The sequence below is a fragment of the Paenibacillus sp. FSL K6-1330 genome (assembly GCF_037976825.1).
GTDB lineage: Bacteria > Bacillota > Bacilli > Paenibacillales > Paenibacillaceae > Paenibacillus_AQ.
Map to the genome: position 1 here is coordinate 2203830 of NZ_CP150269.1, position 25136 is coordinate 2228965.

The window sequence follows — 25136 nt, forward strand, 5'->3', positions numbered from 1 at the left end:
ATTTGATTCCACTCCATTAAATGCCGGGTGGGGACCGAACTTCCCATATCCAATCTGAGGATTATATACGTACCAGACTTCCGTCATCTAAGCTTTTCTTGTCAGTCCATATTCAAATTTAAAACGGAGGTCAGAAGATGAAGAAGAATAAAGCCAGTACTATCCTGGCAATTGTAACCGCTTTATCCGTGTTGGCGGGCTGTGGCGGCAACTCCGCCCCAGCAGCAACCGGCAGCTCAAATGGCAGTCCAGCGCAAGGCGAGAACAAGAGCGAACCGGTAACCATCTCGATTATGGCCAACCTCCATACCCCTGAAGTTCCCTCCGACATGATTGAGAAGCTGCTGGAAGAGAAAACAGGCACCAAGCTTGACATTCAGTGGGTGCCGGACGGCACTTATGATGAAAAGGTCAATGCATCCTTTGCAACTGGAACGCTGCCGCAGGTGACGTACCTGAAGAATGCCGCCTCGCTTGTGAATATGCGTGATGCGATCCGCAACGGGCAATTCTGGGAGATTGGGCCATTGCTGGGTCAATACCCGAACCTCAGCAAGCTGAAACCTGAAGTGTTAAAGAACACGGCGGTGGACGGTAAAATTTATGCGTTATACCGTGAAGTGCCTTTGTCGCGTCAGGGCATCATTTACCGCAAGGATTGGGCCGATAAGCTTGGGCTCAGCGCCCCGACCAATGTAGACGAATTCTATAATATGTTGAAGCAGTTCAAGGAGAAGGATCCTGATGGCAACGGCAAAGAAGACACCATCCCGCTGACGGATCGAAATGACCTGATCTACGGCGCGTTCAAAACGATAAGCTCGTGGCTCGGCACGCCGAATAACTGGGGCGAGAAGGACGGCAAGCTGGCTCCCGAATTTATGTTCCCTGAATATATGGAGACGATGAAATTCTTCAAGAAGCTTCACCAGGAAGGCCTGATCAATCAGGATTTCCCGGTTACCAGCAAAACGGACCAACAAAATCTGTTCATTACTGGCAAGTCGGGTGTATATATCGGAGCGATGGGGGACGTATCCAGCCTGCATCCCAAGGTCGTTGAAGTGAATCCGGATGCGGAACTCGATGTTCAGAATAAAATCGAAGGAGGACCGAATGGCTTCGGAATCTGGTCGGTTCCCGGCTATGGCTCGGTGATACTCTTTCCGAAAACAGCCATCAAATCAGAAGAGGAACTGAAAGATGTGCTGGCCTTTATGGATCAGTTGATGAGTCCGGAGCTTGGCAACCTGATCTACTGGGGGGTTGAAGGACAGCACCACAAGCTGGAGGAAGGCAAGGTCATTCCTTCGGAAGACACCAAGCTGACCGATCGCGAAGTGAAGCCTTATCAAGCGATGCAGGTCGGCGGGCCGTTAACGATCGAGGGTTTTTATGAACCGAAGCATATGCTCCCTGTCAAAGCGAAATCGGAGGAAATGATCACGGAGAACAATGATTATCTCATTGAGGATCCTTCGGCATCATTGGATTCCAAGACGTTTAACGAAAAAGGTGTACAGCTGCAGGAGATGATTAAAGACGGCACGTATCAATTTATGCTTGGCGATATCGATGAGGCCGGATTCCAGGCGGTCGTGGATAACTGGCTTAAGAGCGGCGGTCAGCAAATCATCGATGAGTTCAACGTATCCTACGAATCATCCAAATAACGAACATGCCAGTATCCCGGATGGCCGGGGACTGCGATGCTGCAGTCTCCGGCAGGCTTCGGGATAGAAAGGAAGTCTGAGATCATGAGCGAAACCGCAGTGAAGACCGGGATGAACAAGGGCGCCCCCAAAATACCGGAATCCGGTCGAATGAGGAGAATCATAAAAAACCGGGCGATCTACCTCATGATTCTTCCGGGATTTTTATACTTCCTGATCTTTAAATATATCCCGATGTCGGGATTGATTATAGCCTTCCAGGATTATCAGGCTTATCTAGGCGTTACGGGCAGCCCCTGGGTGGGGCTCAAGCATTTTGAGCGGCTGTTTACCGAGCCGATGTTCTTCACGATTTTGGGCAACACGCTGCTGCTGTTTTTCTTGAACCTGGCCTTCTATTTTCCCGTGCCGATCATTCTTGCCTTAATGCTCAACGAGGTTCGGCGCGAAGTGTTTAAACGTTTTATCCAGACGCTGGTGTATATTCCCCACTTCATGTCCTGGGTTATCATCGTATCCATTTCGTTTGTCATGCTCTCGATGGATCGCGGAATCATTAATGAATTGCTGGTTATGGCCGGATTCGAAAAAATCAATTTCCTGATGAGCAGCGAATGGTTCAGGCCGATGTATGTTATGCAGATCATCTGGCGGGAGGCAGGCTGGGGGACGATCATCTATTTGGCTGCCATGGCGGCGATTGATCCCGGTTTATACGAAGCGTCCCGGATTGACGGGGCCAGCCGCTTTCGGCAAATGTGGCATATTACGCTTCCTTCGATTCGAAGCGTGATCGTCGTTTTGTTGATTTTGAAAATCGGCGATGTGCTGGAACTTGGGTTCGAACATATCTATCTCCTCTTAAACTCAATGAACCGGAATGTGGCGGAGATATTCGATACGTATGTTTATACCGCAGGTCTTAAGCAAGGTCAGTTCAGCTTCAGTACGGCGGTCGGGTTCTTTAAATCGCTGATCGGTCTTATTCTGGTGATGCTGGCCAATTGGCTGGCCAAAAAAGCGGGAGAAGAAGGCATCTATTAACTACAGAAAGGTGGACCGCTATGGTACAAGATAAAACGATATCGAGCCGAATCTTCGATATCGTGAACTATACGCTGCTGTTGATCATTGGCCTGGTTACCATCCTGCCTTTCCTTCACGTCATCGCCGGATCCTTCACAACCGTGACGGAGCTGGCGCAGAAGCAGTTTGTCCTGTTTCCGACCGTATGGTCGCTTGATGCTTACAAATATGTGTTTTCAACCAATACGGTGTTTCGCTCGCTTGGCGTTTCCGTGGGCGTCACCTTTTTGGGTACCTTGTTCAGCATGCTGTTAACCTGCTTGATGGCATACGGACTGTCGCGCAGGGATCTGGATGGCCGTAATTTCATCATGTTCATGGTTCTGTTCACGATGCTGTTCAGTGGCGGAATGATCCCAACGTTTCTCGTGGTGAAGGAGATGGGGCTGATCGATACGTATGCGGCGCTGATTGTCCCGACGGCGATCAATGCCTTCAATCTCATCATCATGCGTAACTTCTTTCAGAACCTGCCTGAGGGATTGGAGGAATCCGCGAAGATCGACGGGGCCGGCGATTGGGGCATCCTGTTCCGAATCGTGATTCCGCTGTCGATGCCTGCTATTGCGACCATATCGCTCTTTTATGCGGTTACCTACTGGAACACGTATATGTCGGCGATTTTGTACTTGAATGATGCGGCCAAATGGCCCGTGCAGGTCATCCTGCGGCAGATCGTCATCCTTGCCAGCGGTTTGGCGGCAGACACCTCCGGCATGGACGAATTTGTCCGGCCGCCGGAGCAGACGGTGAAGATGGCGGTCATTGTCATTGCCACACTGCCGATTCTGTGCGTATATCCGTTCCTGCAGAAGCATTTTGCGAAGGGTGCGCTGCTGGGTTCAATCAAGGGATAGAGAGGAGCGAGGGATCGTGTTGGAAAAGAAACAGTGTGCACCGATCATTGCTGGCAATTATGCCGACCCGTCGATCATCCGATTTGGCGAGGATTATTACATGACACATTCCTCCTACAAGCTGACGCCAGGTCTCGTCATCTGGCATTCGCGTGATTTGCTAAATTGGAGCCGGGTTGGGGCAGCATTGCCCCAATACGAGGGGGACGTATGGGCGCCGGAATTCGTGGCTCATAACGGCATGTATTATATTTATTATCCGGCAGCGCGAACGAACTGGGTGGTAACGGCATCCAGTCCGACGGGACCGTGGAGCAAACCGATCCATTTGGGGATCAAAGGAATTGATCCGGGACACACGGTAGGACCGGACGGAAAGCGTTATTTGCATATGTCGGGCGGTGATTTTGTAGAGCTAACGGCGGACGGACTCGCGGTTACAGGCAAAGTCAGACATGTGTATAACGGCTGGCGGTATCCGGACGATTGGGTCGTGGAGGCTTACAGTCTGGAGGGGCCGAAGATTACCGTTCACGATGGATATTACTATCTGACGGTGGCAGTTGGGGGGACAGCTGGACCGCCCACAAGTCATATGGCCGTGTCGTCAAGATCCAGAACGCCATGGGGACCTTGGGAGCACTCTCCGTACAACCCGATTGTTCATACGGAATCCAGGGATGAGCTCTGGTGGTCCAAAGGACACGCCTCGTTGATAGACTCCCCGAACGGCCAGTGGTGGATGGTCTACCATGCTTATGCGGGCGGGTTCCATTCGCTGGGCAGGCAGACCTTGCTCGAACCGATCGAATGGACTTCAGACGGATGGTTTCGTGCTGCAGAAGGTCGTGAGGGACTTATTGGCGAGTACGATCGGCCGCATGATGAAGGTGAAATCAATGCTGTGAATCAAGGTGTTACATTCAGGGATACCTTTTCTGGAACTGAGCTGGGTTTGCATTGGCAGTGCGAAGGCGTGGAGCCTTCCGCCCGGTTCCATCCGAGGAATCATGAATTGGTAGCCGAGGCAGCATCCGAGGAGGCAAAAGCTTCTCCACTGCTCTACATGGCAGGCCATAAGCGTTATTCAGCAGAGGCCGAGATCATCGTGGAAGGTCCGGCAGAAGGCCGTCTGCTGCTCTATTATAACGATGCGGCATATCTCGGGTTGGGAGTCAACGAGCGCGGGGTCCGGCATTTCCGGTCATTCAAGGGCTATGGGACGATGCCGAATGATCAGCGCAGGGCATTTTTGCGGTTGGTTAACGATGCGCATATCGTTTCATTCTATTACAGCTTCGATGGGGTGGAATGGCTCCGGTATGACAAAGTGGCGGATGTTTCAGGATTCCATCACAATACGTTTGGCGGGTTTCAGAGCCTCCGCATCGGACTGGATGCCGTCGGTAAAGGCAGGGTGATTTTTCGGAATTTTTCATATAACGTCATAAGCAGCTGAAAGAAGGGATAGGGCATGACAAAGAGATTAGAGGACATTCTGACGGGTGGCGACGGGCTGTTTGAAGGTTTCTTCGAATGGCTCGAAGGACAATATGACGCTGCTTCCGGCGGCTTTTATTATGCCCGCAGTTCAAGGGATTCTGATGCGTTCACGCCGGACATCGAATCGACGGCGCAAGCATTGGGCATTATCGAGCGCTGCGGGCTTCAGCAAAGGCTGGCCGATGATATTAAGACGGGCATCGTGCGTTTTTTTCAGTCGAAGCAAGACCCTAGGGCGGGGTATTTCTATGATGCCGATCCAAGGATGAGAAAAGACGATGTGATGGTGGGACGTGCACTTGGTTACAGCGTAGGAGCACTCCGAAAGTTGGGCGCAGCCCCTTTGCATCCGCTGCCGGGCAATCGGAATATGGCTCCGGCATACTGCCGTTCTCCTGAGGCTTATGCAGAGTGGCTGCGTTCGATCAGTCTTGCGAACAGCTGGCGTGGCTGCGACCGGCTGTGTAACTCGGCCCCCTATTTAAATCAGATGACGCCTGCAGATCGGAAGCCGTTCTTATGTGAAGCTCTGTCTTATTTTGCGAGTATACAAGACCCCGTGACAGGGTTGTGGGGTGAAGGCACCCTTTATGTGCGAATATCGGGAACCTTCAAGCTGTTGACATTCTATAACCGGTTTCAGGCTCCCCTGCCTCGGATGCCGGAAATATACCGTTCCCTGCTGCACGCTCTGCGGAACGAGAAGGCCGTTGACATGTGTTATATCCGGAACCCGATCAGCCTCCTGACCTCGATGAAGCTGCGCATCCCGGAAGAGGACGTTCTGGAGATCGCGGAAATCACCTTGCGGAATATGGCGCGGCTCAAGCGGGCGGACGGCGGATTTTCCAGGGAAATCGATCATTCCCCGCCGGCACCGAATGTGGCCCAAGTGAAGCAAGGTGAGCATTATCCTGACATGCCGGAGGCGGTTTCACTGGGCAAGGGTGAGGTCGAAGGGGACATGAATGCCGGAACGCAGGCGATTCTTATCCGCTATTCGCTCCGTGAGCTCGGGGGGCTGCAGGAACGAAAGCTGGATATTTCCGATTCTGTGTTCTCATTTTTACGAGCAGATACGGGGATATGATTTTCGAGTCATGACCTCCAAATGTATAGAATCAATCAGCCGAGATGATTCTCTGAATTTTTATGACATGGATAATAGGAATACATAGACCCTTCGGCGAAGAAGTTATGAAGGTTTTTAATTTAATGAATCGATGAACGCGAAAATTCGGTACTTGGATTAGCAGAGGAGGAGGATCATGGCGGAAATCGGAGTTTGGGAACAGGCGGAGTCCGGGGTAACAAGGAAGGTGTTTCAACCCGGAACCGGGCTAATGATGATGGAGGTGCATTTTGAAGAAGGGGCGGAAGGTGCATTGCACAGCCATCCCCATGAGCAGATGAGTTACTGTCTGAAGGGCGCCATCGAATTTTATATCAACGGTGAGACAACTCTGGTGCGTCAGGGAGATACCATCGTCATTCCCGGCGGAGCGGAGCATGGGGTAAAAGCACTGGAACCCTCCGCTCTTTTGGATACGTTTACACCGCTGAGACTGGATTTGCTTGGTCTCTGAGTGCTTAAGGCTGAAGGAAATGTAGAAATGAATGAATAGACTTGAGATGAAGACAGAAAGGAATGGATATGATGAAGCTTTGGGAACAGGATATTCCCGGACATGAGTCGGTGGAAGAGAAATTCACACCCTACATCGTACCTTATCTATTACAAAATGAAACGCCCCACGGAGCCGTGCTTGTGCTTCCGGGCGGCGGTTACGAGCGGCGCGCAGATCATGAGGGTGATCCGATTGCCATGTGGCTGAATTCAATTGGGCTATCGGCCTTTGTCGTTCATTATCGTGTTGCCCCTTATCGCCATCCATATCCGCTAGGCGATGCCCAGCGTGCCATCCGGCTTGTAAGACATCACGCCAAGGATTGGAACATCGATCCGGACCGTGTTGGAATTCTCGGGTTCTCGGCAGGCGGACATCTCGCGGCGAGTGCCAGCACTCATTTCGATGAAGGAAACCCGGAGGCCGTGGATGCTGTGGACCGGCAGAGCTCCCGCCCGAACGCATCTATTCTGTGTTACCCGGTCATTTCATTTAAGGATTATTACCATGAGGGCTCCATGTCCAAGCTGTTGGGAGAGGATCCGCCGGAAGAATTGAGAAATGCGTTGTCGCTTGAGCTTGCGGTGAAGCCGGAGACCCCTCCTTCCTTTCTGTGGCATACCGCGGACGACGGCGCGGTTCCGGTTGAGAACAGCCTCATGTATGCCAAAGCGCTAAGCGAGCAGCGCATCCCGTTTGAGCTTCATGTTTTCCCGGAGGGCCGGCATGGTCTTGGTCTTGCTGAAGAAAATCCTAGTGTTTCGCAATGGACGGGCCTGTGCGCAGGCTGGCTGCAGAAGATCGGTTTCCTGTCGCAAGAAGTCGTTCAGGGAAGGTAGACGGATGCAGCTAAATTGAACTCATGAAAAAAACAAGCTCATCTGAAAAATCATCAGATGAGCTTGTTCGTATAACCTAAAGATCAGGACCGGCCTCTAATCTCCTGTCGGAGGAACAGGACGTAAGAGATGGCGAAGCAGATCAGCGTGGCTGCGGTCAGTCCGGTAATTTGCGGCCAGACGAGTAGCAGGCTTTGACCAAAGGGCAGCGGACTAGCGATGGCGCCGTACACCTGCTCCTGTGTGAGTGGTCCGAGATTGCGGATGGACGGCATCAGCAGAGTGCTCGTTGCCTCATTAAACAGGGTATATGGCGACAGCCGGCCAAGCCAGAGCATCAGATTCTGATAGCTCATGACATCATGGACCGTGGCTGAGGCAGAATCCGGAGCCAATCCCCGCGCCAGCAATCGCAGGATCATATCAAAAAAGAAGCTGAAGAACAGCCAAACCGCAATGCTTGACAGGGCGGAAGTCGCAGGCTGGCGGAATCTTACGGAGAACATAATGGCCAGATTCAGCCAGAAGCCAACGTAAAATATGGTCACAACCAGAAAGCTGAGGATTCTCAAAAATTCCTCAAAGGTTGGCGGTATGCCGATAATCAGGGTGCCCAGCGCCATGGTCAGCAGCCCGAGCGTGATAAACATGATGCTGATCACGATCAGGGAAGCGGCGAATTTGGCATTGAGCAGGTCGTCGCGGTGAATCGGCTGCGCCATGATGCGGCTGAGCGTCCCTTTGTTCCGTTCACTGTTGACGGCATCAAAGCCCATGCCGATTCCGAGCAATGGACCTAAGAAACCGACAAACCCGATGAAGGTCGGGAGGGTGCCGTCCGAGAGGGTGAACAGCTTCAGGATGACAAAATCATCGACCCCGTTCTCCGACCCGAGGGCTTCACGGATGCTGTTCATTGCCGTATATAGCGAAGCCACGCAGGTTAAGGCGATGATGCCCAGCAGTAAAATGAAGCGCCAGCTCCGGATATGGTCCGCGATCTCTTTACGGACCAGCACGCCGAAGGCTGAAGGCGTGGACGGTTTGACTGCTTCTACTGTCGCCGTTTGGTCTGGCCTGTTGGTGCGCTTAGAAAATGTTTTTTTTGTGTTTTCGGAGAAGGACTGCAGCCAGCGGCCAATGCCAGCCAGCTTATCCTGTACGCTCAGCACTCTTTGCTCTGCCATGCTCATCACCTCCTGCAAAATAACGGTGGTAGATTTCGTCCAAACCATACTGCTGGCGGTTCAGCGAGAACAGCTGGACACCAGCATTCACGACCGTTCGGGCAATTTCAGGGCTGCAATCCCTATCGGCCCGGATCAGAACCTTAGCCGGAAGGTTTCTGATCCGGGTGTCCGCATGCTCAGCCGTATCGCTTTCGACAGACGGTACCTCGACCTGGTGAACCCCTTCGATGGTGCTGATCTCATCCCGCAATTCGGGCCGTAGCTCATCCAGCTCCACCTTGATTTTAATCGGATCATCCGCGAACAGGGTCCGGGACAGCCCCTCGACATCCCCTTCGGCGAGCAGTCGTCCCCGCACGAACAGGCCGACGCGGTCGCAAATCTGCTGAACCTGGTGCAGCTGATGGGACGATAGCAGTACGGTAAGGCCCTGCTCACGGCTTAGCTTCCGTATCAAACGCAGCAGCTCCTCCATACCTGTTGGATCAATGCCCAAGGTCGGTTCGTCCAGGATGATGATTTCCGGGGATTTCATCAAGACGTCCGCAAGTCCGAGCCGCTGTCGCATTCCGCGGGAATAAGCCCCGGTCTTCTTATGGGCTGCATGCGTGAGCCCAACGTGCTCTAACAGCTCCAGTGCCCTCTCCCGGGCTTGGGAATCGGGGATTCGATTCAGCCGTGCCGTAAGCATCAGATTTTCGAGCCCGGTTCGGTCCTCGTAAAAGCCAACGTCATCAGGCAGGTAACCGACCCGCCGCTTGACCGGGATCGGTTCTCTTGTCGGATTGAGGCCAAGCACGTTAATGGTTCCTGAATCCGGTTCGCTGAGTCCGAGCAGCATCAGGATGGTGGTGGATTTGCCCGCACCGTTCGGGCCGAGCAGACCGAAGATCTCGCCGCGTTTAATTTGGAGGGATAAACGGTCCACCGCCTTCGTTTCATTGTAGCTCTTCGTCAATTCGTGAATGTCAATGACCGTATCCATCAAGGTTATCTCCTTCCGTATTTACGAATGAGAACATAGATGCCTCCCAGAATTGCAACAATAACGAGCACGCCGATCCAGCCCCACAGCATGGAGCCTTTGACGGCTACGCGGAATTGGGCGTCGGAGCTTGCTTCAGCCGCAGCGGCCTTCAGGCTGGTAACATAATCACCCGCAATGGCTTTGTCGCTTGAGGTCAGTTTGGCTTCTACCGTTGTGGATTTGCCTGCGGGCAGATTTTCGATCGTTTTCGGATTGAAGCTTACCTCCCAGTCCACCGGCGTATCGGAGCTAAGATTAATATCCGAGAGAGGTGCCGTCCCCGTATTCTTGACCAGCAGCTCGATGGTTTTGCTGCCGCCCGCATTGACGTTTGTGCTGAGCAAACCGCTTGGTGTTGTAAGCTCCAGCCCATAAGAGCCCGTAATGACAGCTTCCAGCGCAAGCTCGGAGGATGTCGATGAATTGGAGGCGCGGATCGGAATGGAGAAGGAGCCTTCCGTCACTTCGGCAGGCGGTTTGAGATCGACAGTAATGGATTGACTTGCACCCGCTTCGATTTCGACGGAGGATACCTGCTTGCCGCCGGAGGTGAATGTAACGTCCCAACCCGCCTGGGGATCGGCCTGAAGGGCGTAGTTTTGTTTATTGGCGGTTCGATTTTGCAGATTCACCGTGTAGGTAAACGTGGAATCGGCATGCCCCTCCAGATTGGCTTGATCCGTTGTGAGCTCGGTCTGATAGGTTCCTTTTTCCGTAATATCGACAGTTAATGGCAGACTGGCCATGGATCCCGCCGTTACTTGAAACCAGTAGGAGCCTTTATCTACTTTGAGAGGCACGGTAACCTCCAAGGACACCGATTCCGATTCACCCGGCTTCACGGATACTTCCTTCAGCTGCCAGCCTCCGCCGTTAAGCTTGGTGCTCCAGCCGCTCGGCAGGCTGTTGATTTGGAGCGGAACCGTAATGACGCCGCTCGTATTGTTTTTGACTTCAAGGGGATAATTGATGACTTCCCCCGGCGGAACGGAAATCGAGGTGTAAGGTGTGTACAAGGTGATTTCCCCCGCCGCGAACGCGGTATTTCCTCCACTTAACAAATAAGTACCCAGGATGAACAAGAGCAGCAGGTTCAGCTGCTTTGCTCTCTTTCTAAGCAATTTCATGACACTACCCCTCCTAATTTATGGATTCATAATGAGTACGTTGGAAGCACCGGGTTTGGATTTATCGGAAAGATTAAAATTAGCTAAAAAATTCATTAAAGAAAGCTGAAAAGTGCCCCGGTTTATTCAAAAGACAAGGAGCGTTTGCTAAAATATTGAATCGAAAATGGCAGTGCGAAAGGCAGGCCATCATGATGATTTGAGAGGAGAACAGATTAGGGGGAGTCAGGAATGAACGATCATTCTGCGATGTGGCTGGAGGAGATTGCAGAAGGTTCGACCGCAGCATTCAGGCACTTCTATGATGCTAATGTCCGCTTGGTTTACCGGCTGGCTTTGCAGATGACCAAGGATCCGGCCGAGGCGGAGGATGTATGCCAGGATATCTTTATGGAAGTGCTGCATAAGGCGGATCAGTATGATCCTGCACGCGGAAGCGTTGAGGCTTGGCTGGCCGTGAGAACACGGTGCAGGGCGATGGATCGGCTGCGCAAGCGGCAGCGCACGGCTGCAGCCGAATGGATCGAAGAGGCGCTGCCGGAAACGGCATGGAGCGAAGAGCAGGAATCGGTAGAGTTGGCCGCCTTGCGCCGATTGGAGCTGGAGCAGGTAAAGGAGGCGCTCCAGGGCATTCCGCCCCTTCAGAGGATGGCGGTTTACGGAAGCTACGTCGAGCAGCGCTCCCACCGGGAAATGGCGGAATTGTTAAACCGGCCTGTCGGAACCGTCAAATCCTTAATCCGGTACGGCATCCACAATGTTAGACGGCGGCTGGATGCGATGAACGGGAAGGAAGGGGGGAGCTCGCAGCATGAAACATTCAAAGCAAGACCATGAGCGTTTCGCTCAAGACAACTTTGACTGCCCGTTATATCCCGAGGAGAAGCTTGTTGATTACGTTATGAAGCGATTGCCGTACGCGGAGAGGAGGAATATCGAGCACCATCTTAAGGAATGCAAGACATGTTTCGGGACAGCGGCTGAATGGGCCGACCTTATGGGAGCAGAAGGTATCGCAACGCCATCACATGAATCCGATGTAATCGAGCAGGAGCTGTTTCGAAGCGGTGATATTCATGGCGAACCGCTTGTCGGATCGACTCAGCCTGCAGGTACGGAGACGGCCATTCGGGAGTCAATGAAGAATCAAGCCGCGGATGGACACATGCCTCCCAAACGACTGCGCAGCAGGCTCCTGCTTGCGGCTTATATCCGGTCCTTCCGAAGCAAAATCCGAATCAGGAAGCATGTTGCATTGCAGGCGATATCCGGAGCACTGTTCATCCTGTTGATAGCCGGTTTATTCACCTTGAAGGGAAACGACGCTCAGACCCATGCGGCCTTCGAACATACGGTGAGCCAGCGGATTGCCGATATGCAAAGCGAGGATACCGAGCGGTATGTTATACAGCCGGTTGAGCCTTTCTACGGCAGCGGCTCGGTGTGGCTGAAACGCGGCTCGGGAGAAATGCTGATCGTTGTGAACGGCCTGCATTCCTTGGAGGAGAAAGACTATCAGGTGTGGCTTCAGGATGAGGATCGGCTGTCGAGCGCGGGCTTTATGCTTGTGCAGGGCCCGCAGGGAAAGAGCTATTATTACGGTTTCGGAGCGGAGAAAGCGAAGCGGATTGTTGTGAGCATGGAACCTAAAGGGGGGAGCCGGAGACCGACCGGGCCCGAAGCCGTCCTGGTGAATATGGGGCCTTGATGCCCAGGTATACAGGGGAAATAAGTTATTCAAGGGAAACGCCGTGTCTAAAAACAATGTAAATCGAAGGCGGTGAGTACGGGATGTGGCGCGCAGATGTTTTTCTGGAGTCCATGTATAACGAGGCAATGGGCCGAACGAAAGACAGGCAGGTTTCCATGAGCGCCGAAGAGCGCAAAGGGCATTTAAAGCAGACGCTTCGGCAATTGATCGGTGAATTCGAATCCAATGACAGGCATAAGCCTGTACTGCTCGAACAGGAGCCGTGTGACGGATATATTCGGGAGAGGGTGGAGTTATCCGCCGTACCGGGCGTATCCTTTGCGGCGTATGTATTAATTCCGGATGGGAATCAGGGGGAGCCGATGCCAGCAGCCGTCGCTGTTCATGGTCATGGCTATGGCAGCAGGGAGATTGTAGGGCTGAAGCAGGACGGCTCAAGCGATCCTGATGCATCTGGTTTACATCAGCATTTCGCTGTCCAGTTGGTACGGCGGGGCATGGTGGTAATCGCTCCGGATGTAGCCGGTTTCGGTGAGCGTCGCCTTGCGGCGGATCTCGTACGGAATCCGGATGCCCCGAATTCCTGCCACCGGCTGTCGACCGGGCTGATGATGCATGGCAAGACGCTCGCCGGTCTCCGCGTAACCGAGACGCTGAAGGCCTTGGAGTATGTGGCCGAACGCCCGGAGGTTCAGGCTGACAGAATCGGCATCATGGGTTTTTCGGGAGGCGGGTTTATCTCGTTTTTGAGCGCGGCGCTGGATGAACGGATTCGGGCTGCCGTGCTTGCGGGCTATCCCAATACTTTTAAGGACAGCATTATGGCGGTGCAGCACTGTGTATGTAATTACATCCCCGGCATGCTCAACCATGCCGAGCTGCCGGAATGGATGGGGCTGATCTCACCTAGACCTTTGTTTCTGGAGTCGGGAACCCATGATCGGATATTCCCGGCTGCTGGCTTTGAAGCCGCAGCTCATGAGCTCAGGGAAACATATCGGCGCACCGGTGCGGAGGAGAAGCTGCAAACCGATCTGTTCCCCGGGGCACATGAAATCAGCGGCCGATATTCTTACGACTGGTTGTTTGAACGGTTAAGCAGCCCGGATTTGTGAAGGGTACTCTTCCCTAGCCGTTTCTGATCAGGCACTAATTGTAACAGGGCATCGCACGTATGGACCGCAAGAGACTATGGGTACAGGTGAAAGAGAACAAAAAGGGACTCCTGAATCATCAGGAGTCCCTTTTTTTATACGTCATGCATGGTCGCCGCTATAGCGCTAGGGTTTACTCCAAGTCATCCTGCCAATCTTCGAGCAGGGAGTTCGCATCGGTATTTAATACCGTTTTGGCTTGAACGCTGACGTTGCGTCCCATCGGCTCTTTATTCAGGTGCTTGGTGAAATTCTGCATATGCTTGACGGCATGATCCACTCTTCCCAGATCCAGTTGATGCTGTACCTGGTTAAGAACGTTGGTCAGCTGAGGAATGAGCGCTCCGCTTACATCTCCTGAATCTGCGAATCGGGCGATTAATTGTTTCATGGAAGGCACGCTGGTGATGACCCGGAACTGGATTGTTTTCTGAAGCTTGTTACCGGAGCGGTCCTCAGTCGTAACCGTTGCAGTTATGTCGCCCAAATTCCCGGCCAAATCGATGTCGATAGCGTCCTTGGTCAATGGATCCAGCGTATATACTTTATCGCCGATGGTTATTTCGGCTAATTGGATGGCGGAAGTGTCGATAATTTTGAAGCTGAGAGCCATGTAATCCTCCAAAGCATCGCCATCTTCCAAGCTCTTGCCATTAACAGTCAAAGAGAAGGAAGGAGAATCGGTAACCTCGATGGTGACTCCCTGCGATACATTCCCGGACCGATCAATGGACCGGATGAAGAGCGAGTAGTCCTTGCCCGCTTCGATTCCCTGTATCACCGCTGTTTGAATTCCCCGATTTACCTCAATGACGTCGCCGACCTGCTGTCCATTACTCCGCAGCGTAATTTGCACTTTTTGAGCATCGATATCATAAGGACCATCCCAAGACAGCGTCATGTTTCCTTCACCGCGCTTCACCTGCACGTTCTCTACCTCACCCGGGGCAACGTCATCCTCTTCGGGTATGGTAGGAGGAGCAGGCTCCGTAAATACGGCCGGATCGCCAAAAGTGAATTTATCAAAGTTGTATAACCAGTCTCCACCTTTGAAAGACATGAATACAATGTGTTTTCCCGTTACAGGGGTCGTTACATCCGTCGAGGAAACTTTGAAATTTTGCCAGCCCCCTGTTCCTGAGACGGTGGCTGTTGCAATGACCGGACCGCCCAGACTGTCCAGTCTGACCTCGATCGTCCCGCCAGCCGTGGCGCTGGCTGCGTTGACATGGAATTGGGTAGGACTTTCGCTGCCAAAATCGATGTAATTGTACATAGCATAAGGGTTATTCGGACCAAACATCCCGGCCAGGTAAGTTTCCCCGCCGCCGGTTTCTCTGCCGAAGCCTACTCCGTTTGTATAGTTTTCGGCTTCCAGCTTGTCGTAAGCATCCCTTGCTTTTCCTTTCATGGTGGTAAAGGTGAACCACTCCAGATTGAGAGGGTAGTCGCTGCCGTTCGCTCCCTTGAAAACAAGGTATACGTCGTGAACACCTACAGCTAAGGTGTCATCGATATTCGCCATGATATCGACCCAGTTATCCCAGCTTCCCAGCGCCGGAATTTGAATGACACCTGCGGTAGGCCCATCCAGACTGTCCAATTTAACCTCGATCGTGCCGCCTTGATTGCCGCTGGCCACATGCACCGTGATACCAGCCGCGCCAGATCCGAAATCAATTCCTTCATAAGAGGCATAGGCATTGTGATGGATTGCGTCCAAATATCCGAACTCGGCATGTTTACTAAGTCCTTCGCTGCTGTCGTAATTTCCGGCCTTAAGCTTGGCATAGGCGTCGGTTTCCGTCGGGTCCGTCGTTGTGAATTTAACCCAGTTCAAATTGAATAAATAATCGTCGTTCGTCTTGGTGAAGACAAGATACACATCATGGACGCCGGTTATAGTGCTCGGCGCTCCCTGGTCATCTATAAGGAGGGTGACGGCATCGATATATTGATTCCAGTCGCCCGTTCCCTCTACGTTCAAGGTCCCGACTTTGGGGCCATCCTTGGAATCAAGCCGGATCTCGATTTGACCTCCGCCCGTTCCGCTGGACGCTCTGGCAATGAACCCGATCGCACCGTCTGATCCGAAGTCCACATTTTTGTAAGCGGCATAAGAGCCATGCTGTATACCGCCTAATTGCAGCGAACCTTCGAACGCGCCTTCCAGAACGAAACCGGACCCGATATTGTAGCGTTCCGCTTCGATTTTATCGAAGGGGTTTTTAACGCCATAATGAAGCTCCGCTTCCATCGGCTTGATACCGTTTAAAGCTTGAACGGCTGCGGCCGAGGACCAGGATTCATAGGTTCCGGACAGCAGTTGTCCCGCCCAGTTTCCATCCACGATATGATCCGAATTCCGGTGACTCCAGGCCATTTCGATATTGAATGCAAGCCATTCGTCGAATTCAGCACTGAATTCCGGGTACTGGCCGGTTTCATCCAGTGTCTTTTGCAGATGGGCCAGATTGCGCATCAGGATCGTTTTGCCGCCTTTCAGATCTCCGTTGGGGCCTTCGTAATTCAACACCCCGTTTGAATCCACCAGATGGTTCTTGGTGAATTTAGCGGCTTTGACCGCGTCATCGAGGTAAACGGCATTTCCGGTCGCTTTATACAATCCGACGGCCGACCCGATGTATGTACCCTGGTTGTAGTGAGTGGCATCCGGAACCGCGCCATGTTCAACTTCGATGCGGTCGAACACTTTTCCGTTTCCGTCCGTAAGCATCGTTTTGCCCCACCTGAATATTTTGGTTGCCGCGTTTAGATAATGCTCATCTTTCGTTATATCGTAAAGATAAAGTGCCGCTTGCGCCGCCGGAAAATTAATGCACGCATTTTTGGTATTATGGTCGCTGTTCAGCCACCAAATGCCGCCGTTTGCGAACTCTTCATCCCACTGCGTATCGTACACAAAATCGAAATGATCCCTCGCGGCTTCCAAATATCTTGGGTTTCCGGTGATTTGATAGGCTCTGGCGCTTCCCATCGCCCACCACATAATATCGTCATTGAACGGGTTATTCGTCCAATCTTGCCCGTACTTGGCGACGGTACCGTCATATACATCGTCGATTTGCGTTTTAAGCTCGGCTTTCAAAGCAGGATCGGATGTATGCTGATACGCATCCATGACCAATTCCCACAGCTCTGCCTCCACCCAGAAGTCTTGATGCTTCTCGCGCTTCGAGTCCTTCCAGAACATCTTGGCGTTCGGATCCCAAAATGTATCGTTAAATGCTCTCATCGCGGTATCCCCATCTGATGCGGTATAGGCGTAGGCTTTGGACGTTCCGATGCCGGGCATGGAACCGAACATGAGCGCGATAGCCAGAGGCACCGCCAGAAACCTGAAAAGTTGACCTGATCTTAGTGACATGAATGTTCCTCCTCTATTTTCAAATCGAAGCCGATCCGTTCCATTCATGATCGGCTTCATGAGCTTAACGGTTCCGGTTACTACTTGCCGGTCGTAATCACTTTGTTGATTTTTTCGGCCATCACATCCAGTTCGGTGATCGGGGCTTTGCCCATCAGAATGTTTTTCCATGATGCTTCGATGAACGGGTACGCTTTGCCTGCCCATGTCGACAGGAAACGAACCGGCTGCGTATTCTGGGATTTCAGAATATGATCAAGGCCTTCGCCCACTTCAGGATGTCCGGCCGCTTTCAGCGCTTCGTAATAAGCTGCGGAAGATGCTTGATAGGCTGCAGGAGCCACCGGGGTTGAAGGGAGGACTTCCTCGTACATTTTGGAATCCAGGTACTTGAGCACTTTCCATACCGCTTCCGGATTTTTGAGCGTTGCCGGACTGGACCAGCCGACAGCATCATAAATCTCGGTCTGGCTGTTTACCACCGGCATCGGCACGTAACCCCACTCCAATTCCTTCGGAGCCGTACGGATCAAGTCATCGGCTACCCATTGCCCCTGCAGGGTCATCGGGACTTTACCTTGCTTGAACGAACTCATGGCATTCGTTAAGTCAAAGGTAGGGGGATTCATGTAACCGTTTGCAATGGCGGATTTATATTTTTCGACTCCCTCTCTGAACGGGTCACTGATTTCCACCTTTGTTGGATTAATGATGGCATCAGCGAAGGGAGCGCCGCTTGCGGATACCGAATAGAGAGAGACGTGGAAGGGGTCAAGGGGAGCGTAATAACCAAATTGCTGCACGCCGCCCTGATTGCTCGAAAGTTTTTCCATCGCCGTGAAGAATTCATCATAGGTCCAGCCAATCTTCGGTTCCGGAAGGCCTGCATCCTGGAATGATTTTTTATTGTAAAAAATGCCGTATGTGTTCAAGAGGCCCGGCAATCCGACCAACTTGCCTTCATAGTACCAGCTGTCTACCACGCCGTCGTAAAAGCCCTCCATGAACGCTTTGTCCTGTGTTGCAAGCTCCGTCCAGTCATAGAGAAGTCCTTTGCCGGCATTATCGAGCAGCATGTCGTTACCGGTCATGAAGATGTCGGGTGCTTTCTTCGCCGTGATCATTCCGTTAATCTTGACACCGTAATTGTCCAATGGAGTAGGGATGAGCTTCACTTTGATGTCAGGGTTATCCTCTTCGAATTTTTTCATGGATGCCATGATTTTTTCGTTCATGGCCGCCGACTCCCAAGTAATCATCGTGACTTCGACGGGTTTCTTGGACCCGGCGTTATCTTCTCCGGATGGTGTGTTCCCGGGACTCGCCGAACCGGAGCCTCCGCCGCTGTTGTCGCCGCAAGCGGCTAGCAGACTTGAAAATAACAGTAAAGCGATGATTCCACTGGCCCACTTTCTAACACCCTGTCTCATTGAAAGACCTCCCCAATGGTAAATTTAATGAACTGAACATCACCTGTTTTTTACTTCAGTCAATCCCGGTCGGCATCACCTCCCATACGGTTGGAAGCTTTACTTTAAACCCGCGGAATTCATGGAGCCAAGCCCTTGCATAAAAAACTTCTGCCCAAAGAAGAAGAGCAGCAGCATCGGCAGGATATAAATTAAATCCGCGGCCATAAACAGATTCCAGGCTGTCGCATAGGTGCCCGTATAGGTTGCCATCGCCAGTGACAGCGTCCATTTGCTTGGGTCGATAATATAGAGCAAAGGTTCCAAATATTGATTCCATGCCCCTTGGAACGCAAATATTACCATGGTCATGATGACCGGCATGGACATCGGCACCAATACCTTGAGCAGCACATAAAGGTCCGATGCTCCGTCTATTTTGGCAGCCTCGTCAAATGAAACGGAGATTGTTTTTATATACTGTACAAACAGGAACGAGAACGTGGCGTTTCCAAAAAAGGCGGGCACGATGATCGGCAGCCAGGAATCGTACCATCCGATGCTGGTGTACAGGTTAAACATAGGGATCATGCCGACAAATCCGGGAAGCATAAGGCTCCCTACAAAAAGCGAGAACCACAGCTTTCGTCCCGGGAACTTTAGCCGTGCCAGCCCGTAGCCCACCAGCACCGAGCTTATAATCTGCCCGATCGTGCAGGTAATCGCGATAAACAGGGAGTTGCCAAACGTTTGCCAAAAGTTGATTTCCTTCGTACCGGTTACAAAATTGGACCAATGAAACTCCCGCGGAAACCATTCGGGCGGAATTTTGAACACGTCATTGTTGCTCTTCAGCGCAATGGTAACCATCCACAAGAGGGGGAACAGCATCGCAATGGCGCCGATAGCCAATAGGACAAAACGAAAGGCATCAATCCAATTAAACCGTACTCTTCGCTTAACGCGTATGTCCGCTGCATTCAGATTTCCTTTGGGCCGTACTTCCGTTTGCATCACTTCTTACCCCCTTATTTGTCGCTTTCGTAATAAACGAACCGGTTGGAGTACCGATAAGAAATTACGGTAAAGATCATGATGATGACGAACAGTACCCACACTTCTGCGATTGCATAACCAAACATTCTTCCATTGAAGGCGTCAGTATAGATTTTGTAATTCAGCAGGGAGGTGGAAAAGTTCGGGCCGCCTCCGGTCAACACCTGAACCTGGTTAAACGCCTGGAATGCGCCGATGATGCCGAGTATAAGCTGCAGGAACAGGATCGGGGTGATCATGGGCAGCGTAATGTTAAGCGACATCCGCCACCTGGAGGCGCCGTCGACTTCCGCCGCTTCATACATTTCCTGGGGAACCGACTGCAGACCGCTCAGAAAAATGATGACACTGGATCCGACTTGCCATAAACCGATTAACACGATCGATGGAAGCGCTGTCGTTTCACTGGTCAACCAAGTGCCCGGTGGCAGTCCGAACTCTCTTAGCAGTGAATTTGCCAGACCGTATTGCGGCTCATAAATAAATTGCCACAACGTGAGCGTGGCGATGGAGGGAACAACAACGGGAAGATAAAAGATCGTACGGAACCATTTGATGCCTGCCAAGTTTTTGTTTAGCATCATGGCCAATAACAAGCCTAGAATCAGTGATAAAGGAACACTCAGCATCACGAAGTAAAACGTTGCCCGGATCGAAGGCCAAAAAGCCGGATCCTCGGTGAACAGGTATCTAAAGTTCTCAAAGCCGACAAAACGTGGAGAATCGTAGCCGCTCCATTCTGTCATGGCGTAATACATGGAGGACAACAGGGGGTAGGCGACAAAAATGCTGAAGCCGATAATGGACGGTAAAATGAACAGATATCCGATGACCCAGCCGCGAAGCTTCCTAGTGGTTCCCATGGTGATTCCGATGACCTCCTCCGGTATCATTCGCTTTGACTCGAATGCCGCAGTAATCCATAATCATCTCGCAAAACATCATGTTAGCCCAGGAAAACCATGGGCGGGTATAACGGGCAGGGTCGTCTACCAGAAATCCTTCATGCATCATGCCGGTGCCTGCATCGGTATCGGCCATTAGCCGCAGCAGTCGAAGTTTCTCTTCCCGATCCGTGGTCGTCAAGCCTTGAATCGCCAGCGCAATCGGCCATATATAACGATCCGGCGTGTGGGGGCTACCGACGCCTGCGGCGGCAGTGCCTTGATAAAAGTACGGATTGGCGTGGCTCAGCACGAACCTACGGGTATTCTGGTAGACCGGGTCATCAGCGCTTGTATAACCCAAATACGGAATTGACAAAAGGCTGGGGACGTTGGCGTCATCCATCAGCAGATGGTTTCCTATCCCGTCTGTTTCATAGGCATAAATTTTGCCATATTCGGGATGCTCGATAACGCCGTACGACTCAATGCCATGACGGATTTCTCCGGCAAGTTTCTCCGCCTCCGCTTCCAACTCGGGATCGCGCAGGACATCGCGGGAAATCTCCGCCAGATATCCAAGCACAACGACGGCGAACATATTGGACGGAATGAGGTATCCGTAGGCGCAGGCGTCGTCGCTCGGGCGGAAGCCGGACCAGGTCATTCCTGTATAAGCCACCTCCGTCCCTTTTCCGCCGAGCGGCAGCGTGTCGCTTGGAGGACAATCGAAGCGTTCGAAGTAATACGGCGATTTCGATTCATGATGCTGCTCGGTTCGCCAGATGTCCAGAATGACCCTGGCGGCTGAATGGAACTTGTGATCCAAATGCGAGGTCCTGCCGGTTTCTTTCCATAACAGGTAAGCAAGCTGAAGGGGATAGCATAACGAATCGATCTCATATTTGCGCTCCCATAGCCATGGATTCATGGCGGTGCGGTCGTTCTGATGGCCTTGACCGGAAGGCGAATCATTGAATGCATTGGCGTATGGATCAAGCAGGATGAATTCTGTTTGCCTGCGTACGAGCCCCTCGATCAAATCGGCCAGCTTCTCGTCTTGGCCCGCCGGAACGAGGAAGGGCCGGATTTGCGCAGCCGAATCCCTCAGCCACATGGCCGGAATATCGCCGGTAATGACAAAGGTGGTACCGTCGGGCTGTCGTTTAATGGTCGAACTCAGCGTGTTGTCCAGCATGCTCTTGAACATATGTCCGAGCTTCGGATAAGCTGAGGTGCCTTCGGTTATCGTGCGGTTCAAATCATGCAGTACAGAAAAATAGTCCAACGTGTACATGTAAGCTCTTCTCCCTTCTATTCTTCAGGGTGTTGATCGTTTTGTTAAGTCATTATATAAAACGCTTACATTTAATATAATTACATACCAATTTAATGTCAATATATTATATCGATAAAAATTATGGCTGTTATATTATGTGGGTGTAATGAATGGCATGTCGATCATTCTGTGGTTCGTCGTTTTTATATTTGCCAAAGATGCTGTCTCTCGTTATGGGGCCAGATATGTTGGATCTTGAATGATTGATTTGAGCAAAAAAAGCTTGCCCTAGTTTAGGAATATACCGTTGCGACAACGCAATTTATCACTTATTACAGCATGCATTTATAACATGATATATTGGTATGTGGTGAAAGAATGGCCTTTAGTTGCGGTTGTCTATTGCTTAGCTGAGGAACCACTAAAATATCAAATGGTGTATCATTGCGGGCCGTCTTTTATGAATGGTCGGACAGATATCGGGAATTTAACGTTTTTACGAATCACTTTCCCACGTACAGGCACTTCTGGGCCGTTGCCTACATAGAATGAGAAGACCGAGAGACCGAGCGCGATAAGGGCCGGTTGCATTGTAACTTCGCAGGAGGTGTCCTAAAGTGCCTGGATTGTTTACCGCAATTGCTTTGTTCATAAAAGAGTTGACCCTGCTCGTTTCGTACGTGAAAAACAACGCGTTTCCCCAGCCTCTGACCGAGGAAGAGGAAGCTAAACATCTGAAGCAAATGGCCGAAGGTGATCCTCAATCGCGTAATAAACTAATTGAGCATAATCTTCGGCTGGTTGCGCACATTGTCAAAAAGTTCGATAACACCGGCGAGGATTTGGAAGATTTGATTTCCATCGGGACGATAGGACTCATCAAGGCGATTGAAAGCTTCAGGCCGAACAAAGGCACGAAGCTGGCGACATTTGCTGCCCGTTGTATAGAAAATGAGATACTGATGCATCTTCGTTCCTTGAAGAAGACACGAAAAGACGTATCCCTCCATGATCCGATTGGAACGGACAAAGAGGGGAATGAAATTACATTAATTGACATTTTAGGAACGGAAGCGGATGATATCGTGGATGCCGTGCAGTTAAAGATTGAGAAGAGCAAGATCTACCGGAACCTCGATATATTGGACGACCGGGAGAAGGAAGTTGTTATTGGTCGTTTTGGACTGGAAGCTGGCGGAGAAGAACGGACGCAGCGTGAGATCGCCAAGGAACTCGGCATATCGCGCAGCTATGTATCGCGGATTGAGAAACGTGCGCTGATGAAGCTGTATCATGAGTTTTACAAGCAGAAACGTTAGGAAGAAAACTGAAACTGTGTCAACCACTGATGACCGAAACGGGAATGTCGATATAGAGCCACTAAAGCCACTTCCTGTGATGGAAGTGGCTTTCGCTCGTTTGATTTATGTAGTGTTCAGCTCGCTCGGCTTGTTGAGTGCACGCAACCCAAACCGCATAGGACTCTCGAATTTATACTGCTGCCATTGCAGCACGCGGCGAATGGCCATCGGTGCGATGATGCTGCCAATCATGCCGAGCAGGTCGGATTGAAGTGCTTTTTGAGCGATGATGAAACCGCAAGACCCGCCGATAAATTCAATGGACATGTAGCGCTTTACGCTGGATAACGTGACAACATAAATCACGAATTTATCCTGCTCCTTGATGATGGGCATGATGTACTCCCCCACTCCTTCTCGTCTCTGTAATTGCGGACAACGGATTTCTACCTCGTACGACTCTCTCGCAAGAAAACCTCCGCTAAAAGCGGTCTGTCTTCTAAGTACTACGGCGTTAGACGTTTTTTCATATGCCATCTTATGTATTTTTATAGGCTATTATGCTTTCCAAGCGTGGATACAAGCCCTGTTAGACAAAAACCAACCGTCTTGGCCATAGAAAAACTGCACCTCCAAATGTTAGATAGTGCCTAACAAGTGGGGTGCAGTTCACGATGGTTGGTTTTTTAGTTCGGCTCTACTCAGGTTTCCTTTGTCCCGGGTCTGCTTGAATGCTCTCGTCTTCACCGGGATACTCCCGTTCGATGCCCATGTGCAGGTTGCGATCCTCATAATCAAACCGATTCGGAGGCCGCTGATCCATGCGCCATGGGGTGCTCTTGCCAAGGGAATCGCTGCGGAGATCGGAACCGTAAGGTCCCTCGGGGAATTCCTCGGCCACCAGATCGTTCCGCTGTGACTCAACGGTGGATAGGTCCGTAAAGTTATCCCTTTCTTCCTTCTCAAATCCGTTCATTCCTGAGACCTCCCAAAAAGGTACTTAAGCTACCGTTCCAGTGTTCCCCTGAACAGATGGAATCATTCCGTTATGTGGCCTGGCTTTCCCCATCTGCATGACATGGAGTGTTAGCCGATCCCGGATCTCTATCGTCAGTTAACGACTCAAACATGCCTGAAACCCTACTATAATCCTGCAGCACCGAATACGCTGTCAAAGGCTCGCCGTGATTTAGCGATCAATTCCTCAGGAGTCCCGGTCGGCGTGGAAGGTGTCAATATTTCTTGTGTAACTGGGCCTGCATAGCCGATATCGTTCAGAGCCTGAAGGAACCCCGGAAGATTAATTACGCCTTCACCCGGATAAAGCCGATCATTATCGAGAACATCCCTCACGGGTATGTCCTTGGCATCGTTAATGTGGACATGAACGATTTGTTCAGCCCGCAGCTGCCGGATATCCGAAACCGTCATCTCATTGGTGTACCAGTGATAGGCATCATATAGCAGCCCGACATTCGGTTCCCCGATGGCATCGATCCAATCCAATGTTTCTTGTACTGTCCAGATAAACGGGTTCTTCCATTGGGTGCGCAGATGATGTGGTCCTACAAACTCCAGGGCCAATCGAATTCCATATGCCCCCAAAATGTTGGCGCAAGCCCGCAGCCTTGTGGTGGCCAGCGTCATGAAATGAGCTGCGGGTGCATCAGTGGAAGGAAGAATGTATGTACAGCAGCGAGTGCAGCCGAAGGCCTTGGCAGCTGCCGCTGCAGCAGGCAGTTTCTCGAGTCCGCTTAGGAACTGCTCGTCCGATCCTCTCCATTCCACGGGAAGACCGATTGCCCCAACTTCCAGTTGGCGGGATTGCAGCATATCGGCTGCCGCTCCCACGCCTAGGCGATCTACAAGACCTTTGGCATCGATATCGACGCATTGGAAATCATATTTGGCCGCGAGTTCGATAAACTGTAAATCGCTTTCAAGTTTTCCGAGTCCTGCGCTTGTTAAACCTTGCAGCATATTCATCGTCTCCATTCACTATAATGTCGTATTGCTAGAGGCGG

The 25136-nt window shown here is 51.5% G+C and carries 22 protein-coding genes; 11 read left to right on the forward strand and 11 right to left on the reverse strand.

Features of this window, described 5'->3' with window-relative positions:
- Positions 1 to 137 precede the first annotated feature (137 nt).
- The 7 genes from NYE54_RS09875 (at position 138) to NYE54_RS09905 (ending at position 7586) form a co-directional block, all read left to right on the forward strand.
- Complete coding sequence (locus tag NYE54_RS09875; RefSeq protein WP_339271868.1) at positions 138 to 1673, forward strand: extracellular solute-binding protein; 1536 nt, start codon at positions 138 to 140, stop codon at positions 1671 to 1673.
- Positions 1674 to 1784: 111 nt separating this feature from the next.
- The gene (locus NYE54_RS09880; RefSeq protein WP_339273442.1) at positions 1785 to 2717 is read left to right on the forward strand and encodes a sugar ABC transporter permease; all 933 of its coding nucleotides are present in this window, start codon (positions 1785 to 1787) and stop codon (positions 2715 to 2717) included.
- A gap of 20 nt (positions 2718 to 2737) precedes the next feature.
- Positions 2738 to 3616: a carbohydrate ABC transporter permease gene (locus tag NYE54_RS09885; protein ID WP_071222846.1), complete on the forward strand. Its 879-nt coding sequence runs from the start codon at positions 2738 to 2740 to the stop codon at positions 3614 to 3616.
- 16 nt (positions 3617 to 3632) lie between these two features.
- Positions 3633 to 5075: a family 43 glycosylhydrolase gene (locus NYE54_RS09890; protein ID WP_339271869.1), complete on the forward strand. Its 1443-nt coding sequence runs from the start codon at positions 3633 to 3635 to the stop codon at positions 5073 to 5075.
- 15 nt (positions 5076 to 5090) lie between these two features.
- Positions 5091 to 6209: a hypothetical protein gene (locus NYE54_RS09895; RefSeq protein WP_339271870.1), complete on the forward strand. Its 1119-nt coding sequence runs from the start codon at positions 5091 to 5093 to the stop codon at positions 6207 to 6209.
- 178 nt (positions 6210 to 6387) lie between these two features.
- Complete coding sequence (locus NYE54_RS09900) at positions 6388 to 6705, forward strand: cupin domain-containing protein (protein WP_339271871.1); 318 nt, start codon at positions 6388 to 6390, stop codon at positions 6703 to 6705.
- Positions 6706 to 6776: 71 nt separating this feature from the next.
- Entirely contained in the window at positions 6777 to 7586 is an 810-nt protein-coding gene (locus NYE54_RS09905; RefSeq protein ID WP_339273444.1) for an alpha/beta hydrolase, read from the forward strand.
- Positions 7587 to 7669: 83 nt separating this feature from the next.
- Here the strand turns inward: NYE54_RS09905 and NYE54_RS09910 are convergent, their stop codons facing one another.
- The 3 genes from NYE54_RS09910 to NYE54_RS09920 are packed head-to-tail and all read right to left on the reverse strand — an operon-like array spanning position 7670 to position 10930.
- Positions 7670 to 8773 (reverse strand): ABC transporter permease, encoded by a 1104-nt coding sequence (locus NYE54_RS09910; protein ID WP_339271872.1) that lies wholly within the window; start codon positions 8771 to 8773, stop codon positions 7670 to 7672.
- Positions 8739 to 9761, reverse strand: a complete 1023-nt coding sequence (locus tag NYE54_RS09915) for an ABC transporter ATP-binding protein (protein ID WP_339271873.1) — start codon at positions 9759 to 9761, stop codon at positions 8739 to 8741. The genes NYE54_RS09910 and NYE54_RS09915 overlap by 35 nt, the downstream gene beginning before the upstream one ends.
- 5 nt (positions 9762 to 9766) lie before the next feature.
- A complete protein-coding gene (locus NYE54_RS09920) occupies positions 9767 to 10930 on the reverse strand; it encodes an NEW3 domain-containing protein (protein ID WP_339271874.1) in 1164 nt (387 codons plus the stop codon).
- 231 nt (positions 10931 to 11161) lie between these two features.
- On the opposite strand from NYE54_RS09920, the gene NYE54_RS09925 reads away from it, so the two are divergent.
- From NYE54_RS09925 to NYE54_RS09935, 3 genes are all read left to right on the forward strand, one after another.
- On the forward strand, positions 11162 to 11767 hold the full coding sequence (locus NYE54_RS09925) for a sigma-70 family RNA polymerase sigma factor (RefSeq protein ID WP_339271875.1): 606 nt from the start codon (positions 11162 to 11164) through the stop codon (positions 11765 to 11767).
- Entirely contained in the window at positions 11742 to 12638 is an 897-nt protein-coding gene (locus tag NYE54_RS09930; protein WP_339271876.1) for an anti-sigma factor, read from the forward strand. Before NYE54_RS09925 ends, NYE54_RS09930 begins: the two co-directional genes overlap by 26 nt.
- Positions 12639 to 12721: 83 nt before the next feature.
- Positions 12722 to 13756 carry an alpha/beta hydrolase family protein gene (locus NYE54_RS09935; protein ID WP_339271877.1) on the forward strand — a complete coding sequence of 345 codons (1035 nt, stop codon included), beginning with the start codon at positions 12722 to 12724 and terminating at the stop codon, positions 13754 to 13756.
- A gap of 172 nt (positions 13757 to 13928) precedes the next feature.
- On the opposite strand, the gene NYE54_RS09940 is transcribed toward NYE54_RS09935, so the two are convergent.
- The 5 genes from NYE54_RS09940 to NYE54_RS09960 all read right to left on the reverse strand — a co-directional run bounded on the left by NYE54_RS09940 (position 13929) and on the right by NYE54_RS09960 (position 21829).
- The gene (locus tag NYE54_RS09940) at positions 13929 to 17183 is read right to left on the reverse strand and encodes a carbohydrate-binding protein (RefSeq protein WP_339271878.1); all 3255 of its coding nucleotides are present in this window, start codon (positions 17181 to 17183) and stop codon (positions 13929 to 13931) included.
- An 80-nt stretch (positions 17184 to 17263) separates the two neighbouring features.
- Positions 17264 to 18613: a sugar ABC transporter substrate-binding protein gene (locus tag NYE54_RS09945; protein ID WP_339271879.1), complete on the reverse strand. Its 1350-nt coding sequence runs from the start codon at positions 18611 to 18613 to the stop codon at positions 17264 to 17266.
- A gap of 99 nt (positions 18614 to 18712) precedes the next feature.
- Entirely contained in the window at positions 18713 to 19606 is an 894-nt protein-coding gene (locus NYE54_RS09950) for a carbohydrate ABC transporter permease (RefSeq protein ID WP_339271880.1), read from the reverse strand.
- A 14-nt stretch (positions 19607 to 19620) separates the two neighbouring features.
- Complete coding sequence (locus NYE54_RS09955) at positions 19621 to 20511, reverse strand: sugar ABC transporter permease (RefSeq protein ID WP_339271881.1); 891 nt, start codon at positions 20509 to 20511, stop codon at positions 19621 to 19623.
- Complete coding sequence (locus NYE54_RS09960; RefSeq protein ID WP_339271882.1) at positions 20498 to 21829, reverse strand: glycoside hydrolase family 125 protein; 1332 nt, start codon at positions 21827 to 21829, stop codon at positions 20498 to 20500. Before NYE54_RS09960 ends, NYE54_RS09955 begins: the two co-directional genes overlap by 14 nt.
- A gap of 599 nt (positions 21830 to 22428) precedes the next feature.
- Between NYE54_RS09960 and sigK the strand changes: the two genes are divergently transcribed.
- A complete protein-coding gene (sigK, locus tag NYE54_RS09965) occupies positions 22429 to 23130 on the forward strand; it encodes an RNA polymerase sporulation sigma factor SigK (RefSeq protein ID WP_076320533.1) in 702 nt (233 codons plus the stop codon).
- A gap of 105 nt (positions 23131 to 23235) precedes the next feature.
- Here sigK and NYE54_RS09970 read toward each other — a convergent pair whose 3' ends face one another.
- From NYE54_RS09970 to NYE54_RS09980, 3 genes are all read right to left on the reverse strand, one after another.
- Complete coding sequence (locus tag NYE54_RS09970; RefSeq protein ID WP_076320534.1) at positions 23236 to 23508, reverse strand: hypothetical protein; 273 nt, start codon at positions 23506 to 23508, stop codon at positions 23236 to 23238.
- 301 nt (positions 23509 to 23809) lie between these two features.
- Entirely contained in the window at positions 23810 to 24088 is a 279-nt protein-coding gene (locus NYE54_RS09975; RefSeq protein ID WP_076320535.1) for a hypothetical protein, read from the reverse strand.
- 167 nt (positions 24089 to 24255) lie between these two features.
- On the reverse strand, positions 24256 to 25092 hold the full coding sequence (locus tag NYE54_RS09980; RefSeq protein WP_339271883.1) for a sugar phosphate isomerase/epimerase family protein: 837 nt from the start codon (positions 25090 to 25092) through the stop codon (positions 24256 to 24258).
- Between the last annotated feature and the right edge of the window lie 44 nt (positions 25093 to 25136).

Excerpts from the sequence above, each read along its gene's own strand:
- NYE54_RS09900 (WP_339271871.1), top strand. The coding sequence starts at position 6,388 with ATGGCGGAAATCGGAGTTTGGGAACAGGCGGAGTCCGGGGTAACAAGG.
- NYE54_RS09905 (WP_339273444.1), top strand. The coding sequence starts at position 6,777 with ATGAAGCTTTGGGAACAGGATATTCCCGGACATGAGTCGGTGGAAGAG.
- NYE54_RS09940 (WP_339271878.1), bottom strand. The coding sequence starts at position 17,183 with ATGTCACTAAGATCAGGTCAACTTTTCAGGTTTCTGGCGGTGCCTCTG.
- NYE54_RS09880 (WP_339273442.1), top strand. The coding sequence starts at position 1,785 with ATGAACAAGGGCGCCCCCAAAATACCGGAATCCGGTCGAATGAGGAGA.
- NYE54_RS09925 (WP_339271875.1), top strand. The coding sequence starts at position 11,162 with ATGAACGATCATTCTGCGATGTGGCTGGAGGAGATTGCAGAAGGTTCG.
- NYE54_RS09975 (WP_076320535.1), bottom strand. The coding sequence starts at position 24,088 with ATGAACGGATTTGAGAAGGAAGAAAGGGATAACTTTACGGACCTATCC.
- NYE54_RS09960 (WP_339271882.1), bottom strand. The coding sequence starts at position 21,829 with ATGTACACGTTGGACTATTTTTCTGTACTGCATGATTTGAACCGCACG.
- NYE54_RS09910 (WP_339271872.1), bottom strand. The coding sequence starts at position 8,773 with ATGGCAGAGCAAAGAGTGCTGAGCGTACAGGATAAGCTGGCTGGCATT.
- NYE54_RS09920 (WP_339271874.1), bottom strand. The coding sequence starts at position 10,930 with ATGAAATTGCTTAGAAAGAGAGCAAAGCAGCTGAACCTGCTGCTCTTG.
- NYE54_RS09935 (WP_339271877.1), top strand. The coding sequence starts at position 12,722 with ATGTGGCGCGCAGATGTTTTTCTGGAGTCCATGTATAACGAGGCAATG.
- NYE54_RS09885 (WP_071222846.1), top strand. The coding sequence starts at position 2,738 with ATGGTACAAGATAAAACGATATCGAGCCGAATCTTCGATATCGTGAAC.
- NYE54_RS09930 (WP_339271876.1), top strand. The coding sequence starts at position 11,742 with ATGAAACATTCAAAGCAAGACCATGAGCGTTTCGCTCAAGACAACTTT.
- NYE54_RS09955 (WP_339271881.1), bottom strand. The coding sequence starts at position 20,511 with ATGGGAACCACTAGGAAGCTTCGCGGCTGGGTCATCGGATATCTGTTC.
- NYE54_RS09970 (WP_076320534.1), bottom strand. The coding sequence starts at position 23,508 with ATGCCCATCATCAAGGAGCAGGATAAATTCGTGATTTATGTTGTCACG.
- NYE54_RS09915 (WP_339271873.1), bottom strand. The coding sequence starts at position 9,761 with ATGGATACGGTCATTGACATTCACGAATTGACGAAGAGCTACAATGAA.
- NYE54_RS09980 (WP_339271883.1), bottom strand. The coding sequence starts at position 25,092 with ATGCTGCAAGGTTTAACAAGCGCAGGACTCGGAAAACTTGAAAGCGAT.
- NYE54_RS09875 (WP_339271868.1), top strand. The coding sequence starts at position 138 with ATGAAGAAGAATAAAGCCAGTACTATCCTGGCAATTGTAACCGCTTTA.
- NYE54_RS09945 (WP_339271879.1), bottom strand. The coding sequence starts at position 18,613 with ATGAGACAGGGTGTTAGAAAGTGGGCCAGTGGAATCATCGCTTTACTG.
- NYE54_RS09895 (WP_339271870.1), top strand. The coding sequence starts at position 5,091 with ATGACAAAGAGATTAGAGGACATTCTGACGGGTGGCGACGGGCTGTTT.
- NYE54_RS09950 (WP_339271880.1), bottom strand. The coding sequence starts at position 19,606 with ATGCAAACGGAAGTACGGCCCAAAGGAAATCTGAATGCAGCGGACATA.